Genomic DNA, 13,543 nt, shown 5'->3' with positions numbered 1-13,543 from the left:
CACGTCACACAACCGAGGACAACGATATGAAAGCGCATATGATCTCGCTGGGCGCGGGCCTGCTGGTGGGTATCATCTACAGTCTGATCAATGTGCGCTCGCCAGCGCCACCGGTGGTGGCGCTGGTTGGCCTGCTCGGCATTCTCGTCGGCGAGCAATTGCCGCCGTTGGTGCGCAGCATCTGGCAGAAGGAGCCGATGGTGCAGTCCTGGCTCGAACAGGTGAAGCCACACATGTTCGGCCATCTGCCAAAGGGCCAGCGCTCCGATACGCGTGTCGTGGCCGAGAAGGCGTCGCAGCCGCCCGCTGGCGGCTAGTCGCCGGTACACGTCTCACGATCACGTCGACCGTTCAATTCACTACCTCCAAAGGAGCTCCCCATGGCCGAGTCACAGATCCCCGATTTCATTCTCCATCGTGGCCTGTTCACGACGCTGGACCGCTCCAATCCCGTTGCCAGCGCGGTGGCCATCAAGGACGGCCGCTTCACCCACGTCGGCCACGACGCGGAAATCCTGCCGCTGGCGGGACCGAAGACGAAGCTCGTCGATCTCAAGGGCAAGCGTGTGCTGCCCGGCCTGATCGACAATCACCTGCACATCATTCGCGGTGGTCTGAACTTCAATATGGAGCTGCGCTGGGACGGCGTGCGCTCGCTCTCCGATGCCATGAGCATGCTGAAGCGTCAGGTCGCCATCACGCCGCCGCCGCAATGGGTGCGCGTGGTCGGTGGCTTTACCGAGCATCAGTTTGTCGAGAAGCGGCTGCCGACCATCGACGAGCTCAATGCCGTTGCGCCTGATACGCCGGTGTTTCTGCTGCATCTCTATGACCGTGCATTGCTCAACGGCGCTGCGCTGCGCGCGGTCGGCTACACCAAGGATACGCCGAACCCGCCGGGCGGCGAGATCATCAGGGATGCCAACGGCAATCCGAACGGCATGCTGCTGGCCAAGCCCAATGCCGGCATTCTCTATGCGACACTGGCCAAGGGGCCCAAGCTGCCCTTCGACTACCAGGTCAACTCGACCCGCCACTTCATGCGCGAACTCAATCGCCTCGGTGTCACCGGCGCCATCGATGCGGGCGGTGGTTTCCAGAACTATCCGGAAGACTATGCCGTCATCCAGAAACTGCATGACGAGAACCAACTGACCATTCGTCTCGCCTATAACCTCTTCACTCAGAAGCCGAAGGGCGAGAAGGACGATTTCCTGAACTGGACCAAGACGTCCAAATACAAGCAGGGCGACGACTACTTCCGCCATAACGGCGCTGGCGAGATGCTGGTGTTCTCTGCCGCCGATTTCGAGGATTTCCGCCAGCCGCGTCCGGACATGGAGCCGGAGATGGAGGGCGAGCTGGAGGAGGTCGTTCGCGTTCTCGTGCAGAACAAATGGCCGTGGCGCATGCATGCGACCTATGATGAGACCATCAGCCGTGCGCTGGATGTGTTCGAGCGCGTCAATCAGGAAATGCCGCTGGAAGGGCTGAACTGGTTCTTTGATCACGCCGAAACGATCTCCGATCAGTCGATCGACCGTATCGCCGTCCTTGGCGGCGGCATCGCCGTGCAGCACCGCATGGCCTATCAGGGCGAATATTTCGTCGAGCGTTATGGCTATGGCGCGGCGGAAGCCACGCCGCCAGTGTCGAAGATGCTCGCCAAGGGCGTCAAGGTTTCCGCCGGCACCGATGCGACGCGCGTTGCGTCTTATAATCCCTGGGTGTCGCTGTCCTGGCTGATCACCGGCCGCACCGTTGGTGGCATGCAGCTCTATCCGCAACGCAACTGTCTCGACCGCGAGACGGCGCTGCGCATGTGGACTGAAAACGTCACCTGGTTCTCCAATGAGGAAGGCAAGAAGGGTCGCATCCAGGTCGGCCAGCTCGCCGATATCGTCGTACCCGATCGCGACTTCTTCTCCTGCGCGGAGAACGAGATTGCCGAAACGAGCGCAGTGCTGACAATCGTCGGCGGCAGGGTGGTCTATGGCGTCGGTGACTTCGCCAAGCTCGACGAGAATGCGCCGCCGCCGGCCATGCCGGACTGGTCGCCTGTGCGCACCTTCGGTGGCTATGGCGCATGGGCTGCGCCCGATGCGAATGGACAGGTCGTCGCGCAGAAGATGGCGATGAGCTGTGGCTGCGCGAATTCATGCGGCGTGCATGGCCATGATCACGCCACGGCGTGGTCCAGCAAGCTGCCGATCGCTGATCTCAAGAGCTTCTGGGGCGCACTCGGCTGCGCGTGCTGGGCGGTATGATCACGAATCTCGCACGTCGCGTGATCGGTGCGCCCTTTGTGCATTGGCTGGGTTTGCTCTGCCTATGCGCGGCCTATCTGCAAGGTGGACTGGTGAAGGCGTTCGACCTTCCGGGGGCGATTGCCGAGATGAACCATTTCGGACTGCAGCCGGCAGCGCCCCTCGCGCTGGCGACGATCGGGCTAGAACTGGTTGCCTCGCTATTGATTCTCGGTGGCGTGTTGCGCTGGCTCGGCGCACTCTCGCTGGCAGGCTTTACGCTGATGGCGACGTTTCTGGCGAATCGGTTCTGGGAGCTGGCTCCGCCAGAGCGCTTTATGAGCGCCAATTCGTTTTTCGAACACATCGGCCTGTGCGGCGGCTTCCTGCTCGTCGCATGGCATGACCTCAACAAGGTAAAATCATGAGCGGCACTGCCGACACCGCCAAGGCAACCAGCGCCTTCGCGCCATTCCATCAATCCGTCTTCGCGGTGATCTGGGTCGCGACGGTGATGGGTAACACCGGCAGCTTCATGCGCGACGTGGCGAGTTCCTGGCTCGTGACCGACCTGTCGGCAGCGCCGGCAGCAGTCACCATGATCCAGGCCGCGGGCACGCTGCCCATTTTTCTGTTTGCGATCCCTGCCGGGGTGCTGTCCGATATTCTCGATCGCCGCAAATTCCTGATCGCGGTGCAGGTGCTGCTCGCCTTGGTGAGCGCGACGCTGATGATGCTGTCCTATTACGGGCTGCTGACGGTTAATCTGCTGATCGGGCTGACCTTCATGGGCGGCGTCGGAGCGGCACTGGTCGGGCCGACCTGGCAGGCGATCGTGCCGGAGCTCGTGCCGCGGCAGGATATCAAGAGTGCGGTCGCGCTGAATTCGCTGGGTATCAATGTCTCGCGCTCGATCGGTCCTGCGGCCGGCGGTATACTGCTGGCAACATTCGGCGCGGCCGTCACCTATGGCGCCGATGTCATCAGCTATATGTTCGTCATCGCAGCATTGCTGTGGTGGCCGCGCGCCAAGGCCGAGAACGACGTGTTGTCGGAGAAGTTCTTCGGCGCGTTCCGGGCGGGCTTGCGCTATACGCGCTCCAGCCGCGAGCTGCATGTCGTGCTGTTACGTGCTGCGATCTTCTTTGCGTTCTCCAGCTCGATCTGGGCGCTGCTGCCGTTAGTGGCGCGTAACTTGCTCGGCGGCGATGCCAGTTTCTACGGCGTGCTGCTTGGTGCGGTCGGCGCAGGTGCGATCGGTGGCGCGCTGGTGCTGCCGCGGCTCCGCGCGAAGCTCGATTCCGACGCGCTGTTGCTCATCGCTGCGCTGCTATCGGCGTGTGTGATGGCCGTATTGTCCTTCGCGCCGCCAAGATGGGTTGCGCTGCCGGCTCTGCTGCTGCTCGGCTCTGCGTGGATCACGGCGCTGACGACGTTCAGTGGTGTCGCGCAGGCGGTGTTGCCGAACTGGGTGCGCGGCCGCGGCCTTGCGGTCTATCTGATGATATTCAACGGTGCCATGGCCGCCGGAAGCCTCGGCTGGGGCGCGGTGGCCCAAGCGCTGAGCCTGCCGGCGACGCTGCTGGTTAGCGCCTGCGGTCTCGCCATCGCCGCCTTCATCATGCACCGGGTCAAGCTGCCAACCGGCGAAGCCGATCTCACGCCATCCAATTACTGGCCGGAGCCGCTGACGTCGGATGAGGTCGAACATGACCGCGGTCCCGTCCTGATCTTGATTGAATACCGAGTCGCGCGTCAGAATCGCGCGCCGTTCTTCACCGGGCTCAAGCGCCTCTCCGAAGCGCGTCGTCGCGATGGTGCTTATGGCTGGGGCATCACCGAGGATGCCGCCGATCCGGAAAAGATCGTCGAATGGTTCTTGGTGGAATCATGGGCGGAGCATCTGCGGCAGCATCACCGCGTTTCGAAGGCTGATGCCGATGTGCAACGCGAGATGACGCAATATCACATCGGGCCCGCCGCCCCCGTGGTCCGGCATTTTCTGACGCTGGATCTGAAAAACCCGATGTCGAAGCCCGAACTGGTCAATCAGCACTAGTTGCCACAAGGACTGCCATGATGCGTTTGTTCAAATTCACCGCCGCTATTGTTTCCGTCGCGTTGCTATCGGCCACGCCGCAAGATGCATGGTCGCGCGAGGCGCCGGCGAAGGCCAATTTTGCGGTCGGCGCGCAATATGACACGACGCATGTCTATGTTGCGCCGGACGAGGTCGATCGCTTCGTCGAGAGCTTCATCGCAACCTTTGGCGGCAAGAGCACCAAACAGGTCGTCGCCACGGTGACACCGACACCGAGCAGCACGACGTCGCAGCTTCTGCTGACCCCGGCGGGGTCGGTCTCGGTGTTCGGCTTCAAGACGCCGATTCCGTATCCGTTTGGCCATGAGCGCACCGGCTATCTCGTCACCGATATCGACGCCGCCGTCAAAGCCGCGCAGGGCGCGGGCGCCGACGTGCTGGTCAAGACGTTCCCCGATCCCATTGGCCGCGACGTCGTGGTGCAATGGCCGGGTGGCATCAACATGCAGCTCTATTGGCACACGACGGCGCCGTCCTATCCGGAGCTGCAGACGATCCCGGAAAATCGCGTCTATGTGCCGGCTGGCCGGGCCGACCAGTTCGTGAAGAGCTTTGTCGCTTTCTCCAAAGGCAGCATCGTCTCCGACACGGCGAAGGCGCCGGGCATCGAGATCGGCCGCCCCAACGATACCTATCGTCGGGTTCGCATCACGTCGAAATTCGGCAAGATGACTGTGCTAGTGACCGACGGCGTGCTCCCTTATCCTTATGGGCATGAGCTGACCGGCTATGAAGTGCCGTCGCTCGACGAGACGCTGGCCAGGGCGAAGACGGCCGGTGCCACGGTGCTAGTCGAGCCCTATGTCGCGGATGCGCGGCGCGCGGTGCTGGTGAAATTCCCGGGAGGCTATGTTGCCGAGATCCATTCCGCTATTGGCAAGTAGGGTCTGGGCAGCCGCGACCGCGTTGATCGTCAGCGCGGCGTTGCTGCAGTCCGCGCATGCCGACGATTCAGCGGTAGCGCCCGCGCGCCCGAAGCTTCTCGCCAATCGCTGGCAGGAAGACTGGTCCGCGCTCGCCAATCCGGCGCTGCGCACGGAGTCGTTCGACGCGCTGAAATATATCCCGCTCTTTGTCACCGATCCGAAAAGTTATATCTCGCTTGGTGCCAATCTGCGCGAGCGGTTCGAGTTCAACGATGCGCCGAATTTCGGCGTCGGCAATACGCGTGGCGATTCCTATCTGCTGCAGCGGCTGCAGATGCATGTTGATATCCGGCTAAACGAGAACTGGCAGATCTTCACCCAGCTCGAGGACGTGCGAACCCTCGACAAGGCGAGTATCTCGCCGGTCGACCAGAACCAGCTAGATCTGAGGTTGGTCTTCATCGCCTATAGCGGCGCGCTGGGTGACGGCATCTTCAAGGCGCGCGTCGGCCGGCAGGATTTTGCCTTCGATCTGCAGCGCTTCGTATCGTCGCGCGACGGACCGAATGTGCGGCAGTCATTCGATGCGGTGTGGGCAGATTATGAGACCGGGCGGTGGCGTTTCATTGGCTTTGTCAGTCAGCCGGTGCAATATCGCTTTGGCGATGTGTTCGACGACTTCTCCGGCCAGAATTTTCGCTTCAGTACGGCGCGTATCGAACGCAAGGTTTTCGGCGACAACGAACTCTCCGGCTACTACTCGCTGTTCGAGCGATCGTCTGCGCGTTATCTCGACGCCCTGGGCGAAGAGACGCGGCACATCTTCGACGTCCGCTTTGCCGGCAACGCCAATGGCTTCGATTGGGATCTCGAGGCGATGGGGCAGGCCGGTCATGTCGGCGCTAAGGACATCGAAGCGTGGGCACTGGGCGGCCGCACCGGTTACACATTCTCTAACGTCGCATGGACGCCAAGGATCGGCTTGCAGGCGGATGCGGCGTCAGGTGACGGGCGTGCGGGTGACAACACGATCGGTACGTTCAATCCGCTGTTCCCGAACGGCTACTATTTTTCGCTGGCAGGCTATACCGGCTACGCCAATCTGATCCATCTTAAGCCGACACTGACGGTGAAGCCCATTGCCAATCTGACGGTGACCGCCGGGGTCGGCATGCAGTGGCGCCAGACGGTTGCCGATGCCGTCTATGTTCAGCCCAACGTTACCGTTGCCGGCACGGCCGGGCAGGGCAGTCGCTGGACCGGGGTTTATTCGCAGCTTCGTGCGGATTACGTCTTCAACGCCAACCTGACCGGAGCCGTCGAGGCGGTGCATTATGCTATCGGCGATACCGTGCGGAATGCCGGCGGGCATGACAGCAACTATCTGGGCCTGGAGCTCAAATATGGGTGGTAACCGGGCGCTCCGGCTACCGCGTGCGGCCAGGTTTCATTTTGTGCCGCCGCAGAATAGGTTACGCGCCCGCCCGCCATCGGTTCTCATTTTGGCGTGATGGTTCGGATGACGCCGAGATAAGTGGCTGACATGTGGAATGAACGCGATCGTCTCGCGGCCTTGCATCGATATGATATTCTCGACTCTGCATCTGATGTAGATTTCGCGGACTTCGTGCAGATCGCGTCGGATATCTGCGATGCGCCGATCGCGGCCATCAATCTGATCGATGGCGACCGGCACTGGACGCTGACCGGCATCGCGCATGGCGACCAGGAACTGCCGCTCAATCATTCGATCTGTGCGCACGCGATCCGCCAGACCGATCTGTTCGTGGTCCCCGATCTCTCCTCGGACACGCGCTTCCAGGACAATCCACTGGTGAGCGGCGGTCCAAAGCTGCGCTTCTACGCAGGTGCTTTGCTGGAGACGCAAAACGGCCTGCCGATCGGCACCGTCTGTGTGCTCGACCATACGCCGCGTCCGGATGGTCTTTCGGCCCGCCAGCGCTTCACGCTACAGGCGCTCGCGCGGCAGATCATGAACCAGCTTGAGCTGCGGCGGGCGATGATGGACATCACAACCGGAAATGCTGCGCGGGAAAGACTTGAAGCATCGCTGAACGAAAAGGAAGCGCTGCTCAAGGAAGTGCATCACCGCGTCAAGAACAACCTGCAGCTTATCAGCAGTCTCCTGAACCTGCAGGCATCGCGGATCACCGACCCGATCACCGCGGCGCTATTTGCGGACAGCCGCAACCGCGTGCGGTCGATGGCACTCGTGCACGAAAATCTTTATCGCGCCGGCAACTTCGCCGAGATCGAGATGCAGACCCATGTGCTCAGTCTGTGCACGCATCTGCGCCGCGCCTATGGGCGGGCTCGCGTCGAGATCACGGCCGAAAGTGATGACGTCACGCTGGATATGGATCGCGCTGTGTCCTGCGGCCTCATTATCAACGAGCTCGTGTCCAATGCGTTCAAGCACGCCTTTCCCGGCGAACGCGGCGGATATATCCAGGTCAGGTTCGGCCGCAGCGACGACGGGACATGCATTCTGACTGTCGCGGATGACGGCATAGGGATGCCCGAGCAGTTCGACTTCATCGAGACCAGATCGCTTGGTCTGCAGCTCGTGCGCGATCTGGTCGAGCAGTTGCACGGCACTTTCTCGGTCGATCGCACTGGCGGCACCACCTGCACCCTTACATTCCCAGCTGGTCGTAGCGCGAGGCTCGCGCCATGACAACGCGCGCTCGCGTGATGGTCGTCGAGGACGATCGCATCGTTGCCCGCGATATCAGCGAGCAGCTCGGCCGAATCGGTCATTCCGTAATCGGGGTGACCGCCCGCGGCGAGGCGGCGGTTGAACTCGCGATCAGCAATTGTCCCGATCTGGTGCTGATGGATATCCGTCTGGAAGGCGAGATCGACGGCATCGATGCCGCCCGGCAGATCCGTGCCAGATGCCAGATCCCGGTGGTATTCCTCACGGCGTATGCCGATGACGAGACGATCAGGCGAGCCAGTGAGGCCGAGCCATTCGGTTATTTGCTCAAACCGTTCGAGGATCTGCAACTGCGCACCGTGATTGAAATGGCCCTGTACAAGGACCGCGCCGACCGCAAGCTGCGCGAGAGCACGGCGGCGCTTCAGGTCGCGCATGCGGAACTGGCGCGCATGTCGCGGATCACCACGATGGGGCAGCTCACCGCGTCCATTGCGCATGAAGTCAATCAGCCTCTGATGGCCGTTGTCATGAATGCCGAGGCCTGCGTGCAATGGCTCAAGGGCGAGAAGACCAATGTCGGCGAAGCCCGCGCCGCCGCGGAGCGGGCCATCGCGGAGGGGCATCGCGCCGGAGCAATCATCCAGCGCGTTCGCGCGATCGCCCGCAACGGGCCCGTGGTGTTCGAGCCGCTCGACCTCAATGAGATGATCGAAGGCGTTCTTTTGATCGTGCAGCCGGAACTGTCGCGACAGGGGATTGCGCTGAACGTTGATCTTCAGCCTGACCAGCCGTCGATCGTTGGCGATCGGGTGCAGTTGCAGCAGGTGATGTTGAACTTAGTGTCCAACGCGGCGGATGCCATCAATTCATCGGAGAATCAACAACGGCGTGTGACTGTCGTGTCGGCGATGGACCCACTGGGAGAGGTCTGCGTCACCGTCGAAGATGCGGGGGTGGGTATCGATCCCGATCATCTCGATATGATCTTCAATCCGTTCTTCACGACCAAGCGAGATGGCATTGGCATGGGGCTGTCGATCTGCCGTTCCATCATCGATGCCCATGGCGGAAGGCTCTGGGCGGAGCCACGCGTGCCCACCGGCACGCGCTTTCGCTTCACGCTGCCGCCCCGTACGCTGCAGGTAGCACCGTGATCGCAAATCAAGAACAAGTTGCAGCCGTTGTCGCCGTCATCGACGATGACCAGGGTATTCGCGAGGCCTTGGACGGTATGCTGCGCTCGGTCGGTCTTCAGGTCGAGTGCTTTGCCTCGGCGCAGGAGTTTCTGGCGAAAGATGACAGGGGCAAATTTGGCTGCATCGTTCTCGACGTGCATCTGCCCGGCCGTAACGGGCTCGATTTTCTCGATGATCTGGTTGCCCTGCATGTCACGACGCCGGTGATCGTGATTAGCGGCTTTGCCGATGTGCCGATGTCGGTGCGGGCGATGAAGGCCGGCGCTATCGAATTCCTGACTAAGCCCGTTCGCGCGATGGATCTTCTCGCTGCGGTTGAGGCGGCCGTGAAGCGCGACTGTGCAACGAAGCAGGCGGCCGAGAAAATCGCTGGCCTCAAGGCAGATTTCGAGACGTTGACGGTCAGGGAGCGCGAGGTGTTCGCGCATGTCGCTGCCGGTCTGATGAACAAGCAGATTGCGGCTGCGCTGGACCTGAGCGAGGCCACGATCAAGCTCCACCGCGGCACGATGATGCGCAAAATGCGGGCAAACTCGCTCGCTGACGTCGTGCGGATGGCCGACCGGTTGAGATATGAGCCGCCCTCGCTCGCCTAGACCAAGGTCTAGTCAGTCTCCACCATGCTCCAATTGTCTGTCCGCATACAATTCCGCATTCTGGAATCATGGAGCGCGACGACGCGCAACGATGTGCGTGGCTGAACTGAAACCTGCGGTGGTTCGGTGGGGCGCATGAGAGCGTCCAGGCGATCTGTGGCGTGCAGCAATGGGGTATATGATGGCGAATACCCGAATTCCCGACAGTGCATCATATGTGGGACCGGTCCATATGCTGGGGCAGCAGCAAATCCCGGCCAAGCCGAAAGCGCCGACGATCGACCTGTTTGGTTGTCCCGCCAGCAAGCTCCACAAGGATCAGGAGCTGCGCGGTGCCGGGATCAAGTTTTTCCGCAAAGGGAGCGACGATCCGCATCTCGGTCAGGTCTCGACCGCCGCCGACGATCGCGGTTTCCTGATCGGCATCTCGCAGGGTCGTGGTCATCGGCGGCGTATTTTTCACGAGCATCACGCCACGAGCCATGAGTTCGAGGAAGGCTCGATCTATATCCGAAACCTAGCGGATGATTATCGCGCCGATTTGCGCGGCGCGTTCGATTTTCTCCTGATGGAGGTGTCGCGGCCGTTCCTGATCGAACTGGCGCAGGAGCACGGGTGGCGCGGTGCGGTCGACCTTGCGTGCAACGCCGGTGATACCGATCCAGTCTTGTTGCGGCTCGTCAGCGTGGTCGAGCCCTTGCTGCAGAAAAGTAGCGAAGCGAGTCCGTTGTTCCTCGACCAGCTCGGAACGACGATCGGCATTCATCTGATCGAGCGATACAACAATACGACCAGTCTGGAATCCACGTCGCAAGGCGCGGCGCTATCGCGGCCGCAACTGGCGCTCGCCATCGAAATGCTGAGCAGCAACGCTGCCGGCAATGTGCGCGTTGCCGATGTTGCCCACGCCTGCGGATTGTCGCGCGGTTATTTCATTCGCGGCTTCAAGAAAGCGACGGGCAAGGCGCCTCACCAGTGGATCCTGTCCCAGCGCGTCGAGCAGGCCCGAGGTCTTCTGATGAAGACCGATACGCCGTTGGCCGATGTCGCACTGGCTTGTGGCTTTGCCGATCAAAGCCACTTCACCCGCGTCTTTTCCGCTGCGACCGGACTACCGCCGGGGGCATGGCGCCGCGCAACTGGCAATGCAGGTTCCCCAGCGATTTGCTGAAGAAGGCCCACCGATGTCGTGCACGGTGGTGAAGCCGCGCATCGGGGTTCTTTTTGACTCCGCGTTGGCGGCAAGGTGGATGTCGCCAACCAGGCTTGTGCGCCGATCAGCGCCCGCATCAGCGTGGAAGTGGCACACAGGTCAGCGCGCGACTGCAGACGCTCAATCACAATGAGTCGACAGAGCACGATCCTCAAGAAAGCCCCCACGTTCGTGGTGGGATATAGCAAGCGCCGCAAGTACTGTCCGGTTGCTGATTTCAAGCTTCTGATAGATGTGATGGAGATGTTGCTTGATGGTGCCATCGGCAATACTCAGCCGGCGTCCAATTTGCTTGTTCGACAACCCTTCAGAGACCAGGCGCATGATCTGACGCTCGCGCTCTGTCAGCGCCGTCAGCACACTCTCCGCGATCGGGATATTCTTTTGCTCGGAAGGTATAACGTGATTGACCGAGGGGAGCGGCAATAGCCTTTGACCATTCGCGATCTCCCGCAAGGATTGCACCAGGGTTTCGAGCGGCACATCCTTCAGGATGACACCGTAGGCGCCAGCCGCGGCCGATAAAGCCAGTTGGCGATCTTCAACCACGGCGCTGAAAAAGACGACCCGCGTTGAAAGCCCCTCGGAATTGGCGATGGTAATGATTTCCAGCCCGGTCAGGCCCGGTATTGCGATGTCGATAATGGCGATGTCCGGCGTTAAATTTCGGATCGCTTCGATACAGCTCATGCCATTGCTGCAGCATGCGACAACCTTGAAGCCGTTTTGCGCTTCAAGCACGCTCGTCAAACCTTGCAGAACCACAGGATGGCGGTCTGCGATCACCACGCTGGTGCAGCTCATGGGCGGTCCTCAGCCTCGCCCCCCAAAACTTAAACTCCACGCTACCCCGGATATTTCCTTCTTAACCTAATTTTCTGGAGGCTCAAATTTGTCACGCTACATCGCAACGCAACAATGAAAACGTTCCGCAACCTCGGGTCGCTATAATTGAGATCGTCACTCAAGGGTGGATGCCCCATATGACAAAGCACGCACTCCCACTGCGGAGTCTGCGGTGATTCCCCCGTTTACTATTATGAACGACATCCCTCAGTACCGGTCCATCGCCTATAACTAAAGGTATATAGGGAGATCGGGAATTCGCATCTAACATTCATAAAATCGTCGCAAACCGACAGGGAGGTTCCCAAAATTCGACCATAAAATGCTTTCTAAAAGACAGAGTTTCTTGCCGACTGAGAATATTTCAATACCAAAACTTCTGCGGAAGAAGCGGCGCTTAGCCGCCGACAGATCATCAAGAAGGAGCTGAATTTCAATCGCTCCGTTTTTTAAGTATCCGTTTGCGTGTGGTTGGGAGAGTCGCTATGCGAAGGCAACAATCATTTTTAACCATTCTCGTTGGGAAAAGCGTTCTACTTAGAGAGGGGCTTGCCAGAATTCTACGCTCAGCAAATTTTCGTATCCTTGCCTCTGTATCAAGTGTTGATGATTTGCTCCCGGGCCAACTGCAAGCACACCAACCTCTGTTTCTTATTGTCTACACCGGCGATGATTTTGACGCCGCGATTGAACAAATCGAACTTTTCAGGGACTGCCATCCGGACGGGCGCATTGCGATCGTGGCCGATCATTATCGAATGGAAGAACTGGCGTCGGCGTTTAGGGCAGGTGCTAGCGGCTACTTTGTCAACGTTATGACCTGCGATGTATTCATAAAGTCCATCGAACTGATCATGATGGGTGAAACCATTTTTCCTCCGGCATTTCTATCATCTGTTCTCGCTCCTGAAGGTAGTCACCTCGGCGAGGCGAGGTCGTGCGATCAAAACAAAAAACATGCGATTCTTATCGCTACAGACGATACAATCACGCCGCAGCTTTCTCCGCGGGAGAAATCAATTCTGCACTGCCTGATCGAAGGCGCCTCCAACAAGAGCATCGCGCGAAAGATCCATATCGCCGAGGCAACTGTAAAAGTCCACGTCAAGGCGATCCTTCGCAAGCTCCGAGTTCAGAATCGGACACAGGCAGCGATTTGGGGGATGAACAACGGATCACTAGCAGAGCCAGCGAACAGCAACTCTCCACCTTTGGTTGGCGATTCGAGCGGGCGGCTTTCAAATCCCGTTACGATGATCTCCGAGATCAAGAAAATCGAGGCGCCGGCGCCTCTTGGTGCCGTCAACCATGAGCCAAATCATGTTGAAGTCTCGCGCATCGACGGTCTGATCCGTAAGGGCATCAACGGAAAGATCTGTGGCACTGCACGAATCGGAAAATAGTCAGCGTTTCGGCGTAGGAAAGCAAGTCGAGCCGACTGATAGTTGTCGGATGGTGGCGCTTACGCCGGCGAACGATCGAGCATAGATACGTGAGGCGCCGACGATCGCGCGTATCGTTGCGATGCGACTCAGTAAATTATTTCACCAATCATCGGCGACGGTTAAGGCAATGTCGCTTACGCGCGTGGTGGATACCGGGCGTCAGTTTCTAGTAGGTTTTCTGAAAAACCGACTCGTTGCGGCCGTTGTCGTCATTCCAATCGCAGCGATGTCAATCTTGCCTCGCGATATCGCACGTTAGCGATGCAGCCTATGTCCGGCCCATCCAATCTCTTCATGGGTTACTGGGAGCTGCATGCGTTGCGCGAGCTGCGGCATTGCCGCTGCAATAGA

The 13,543-nt window shown here is 59.9% G+C and carries 12 protein-coding genes; 11 read left to right on the top strand and 1 reads right to left on the bottom strand.

Features of this window, described 5'->3' with window-relative positions:
- Positions 1-26: 26 nt before the first annotated feature.
- The 10 genes from AB8A33_RS25710 (at position 27) to AB8A33_RS25665 (ending at position 10,859) form a co-directional block, all read left to right on the top strand.
- Positions 27-317: a XapX domain-containing protein gene (locus AB8A33_RS25710; protein ID WP_439095383.1), complete on the top strand. Its 291-nt coding sequence runs from the start codon at positions 27-29 to the stop codon at positions 315-317.
- 63 nt (positions 318-380) lie between these two features.
- Positions 381-2,267, top strand: a complete 1,887-nt coding sequence (locus AB8A33_RS25705; protein WP_439095382.1) for an amidohydrolase — start codon at positions 381-383, stop codon at positions 2,265-2,267.
- On the top strand, positions 2,264-2,674 hold the full coding sequence (locus AB8A33_RS25700; RefSeq protein WP_439095381.1) for a DoxX family protein: 411 nt from the start codon (positions 2,264-2,266) through the stop codon (positions 2,672-2,674). Before AB8A33_RS25705 ends, AB8A33_RS25700 begins: the two co-directional genes overlap by 4 nt.
- Complete coding sequence (locus AB8A33_RS25695; RefSeq protein ID WP_439095380.1) at positions 2,671-4,305, top strand: MFS transporter; 1,635 nt, start codon at positions 2,671-2,673, stop codon at positions 4,303-4,305. Before AB8A33_RS25700 ends, AB8A33_RS25695 begins: the two co-directional genes overlap by 4 nt.
- A 17-nt stretch (positions 4,306-4,322) precedes the next feature.
- A complete protein-coding gene (locus AB8A33_RS25690) occupies positions 4,323-5,231 on the top strand; it encodes a glyoxalase (RefSeq protein ID WP_439095379.1) in 909 nt (302 codons plus the stop codon).
- Positions 5,200-6,627, top strand: a complete 1,428-nt coding sequence (locus tag AB8A33_RS25685) for an alginate export family protein (protein ID WP_439095378.1) — start codon at positions 5,200-5,202, stop codon at positions 6,625-6,627. Before AB8A33_RS25690 ends, AB8A33_RS25685 begins: the two co-directional genes overlap by 32 nt.
- A 129-nt stretch (positions 6,628-6,756) precedes the next feature.
- A complete protein-coding gene (locus tag AB8A33_RS25680) occupies positions 6,757-7,911 on the top strand; it encodes a histidine kinase dimerization/phosphoacceptor domain -containing protein (protein WP_439095377.1) in 1,155 nt (384 codons plus the stop codon).
- Positions 7,908-9,050, top strand: coding sequence for a sensor histidine kinase (locus AB8A33_RS25675; RefSeq protein WP_439095376.1), 1,143 nt, complete (start codon positions 7,908-7,910; stop codon positions 9,048-9,050). The genes AB8A33_RS25680 and AB8A33_RS25675 overlap by 4 nt, the downstream gene beginning before the upstream one ends.
- Positions 9,047-9,688 carry a response regulator transcription factor gene (locus AB8A33_RS25670; protein ID WP_439095375.1) on the top strand — a complete coding sequence of 214 codons (642 nt, stop codon included), beginning with the start codon at positions 9,047-9,049 and terminating at the stop codon, positions 9,686-9,688. The genes AB8A33_RS25675 and AB8A33_RS25670 overlap by 4 nt, the downstream gene beginning before the upstream one ends.
- Before the next feature lie 181 nt (positions 9,689-9,869).
- Entirely contained in the window at positions 9,870-10,859 is a 990-nt protein-coding gene (locus tag AB8A33_RS25665; protein ID WP_439095374.1) for a helix-turn-helix domain-containing protein, read from the top strand.
- Positions 10,860-11,021: 162 nt separating this feature from the next.
- Here AB8A33_RS25665 and AB8A33_RS25660 read toward each other — a convergent pair whose 3' ends face one another.
- Positions 11,022-11,705: a response regulator gene (locus AB8A33_RS25660; RefSeq protein WP_439095373.1), complete on the bottom strand. Its 684-nt coding sequence runs from the start codon at positions 11,703-11,705 to the stop codon at positions 11,022-11,024.
- Between the two features lie 527 nt (positions 11,706-12,232).
- Here AB8A33_RS25660 and AB8A33_RS25655 point away from each other — a divergent pair.
- Complete coding sequence (locus AB8A33_RS25655) at positions 12,233-13,150, top strand: LuxR C-terminal-related transcriptional regulator (protein WP_439095372.1); 918 nt, start codon at positions 12,233-12,235, stop codon at positions 13,148-13,150.
- Positions 13,151-13,543: the final 393 nt, after the last annotated feature.

The organism is Tardiphaga sp. 813_E8_N1_3 (assembly GCF_051811025.1).
Classification (GTDB): Bacteria; Pseudomonadota; Alphaproteobacteria; order Rhizobiales; family Xanthobacteraceae; genus Tardiphaga.
Note: the sequence above shows the minus strand (reverse complement) of the source record. Positions and strands in the feature narration are given on the sequence as shown.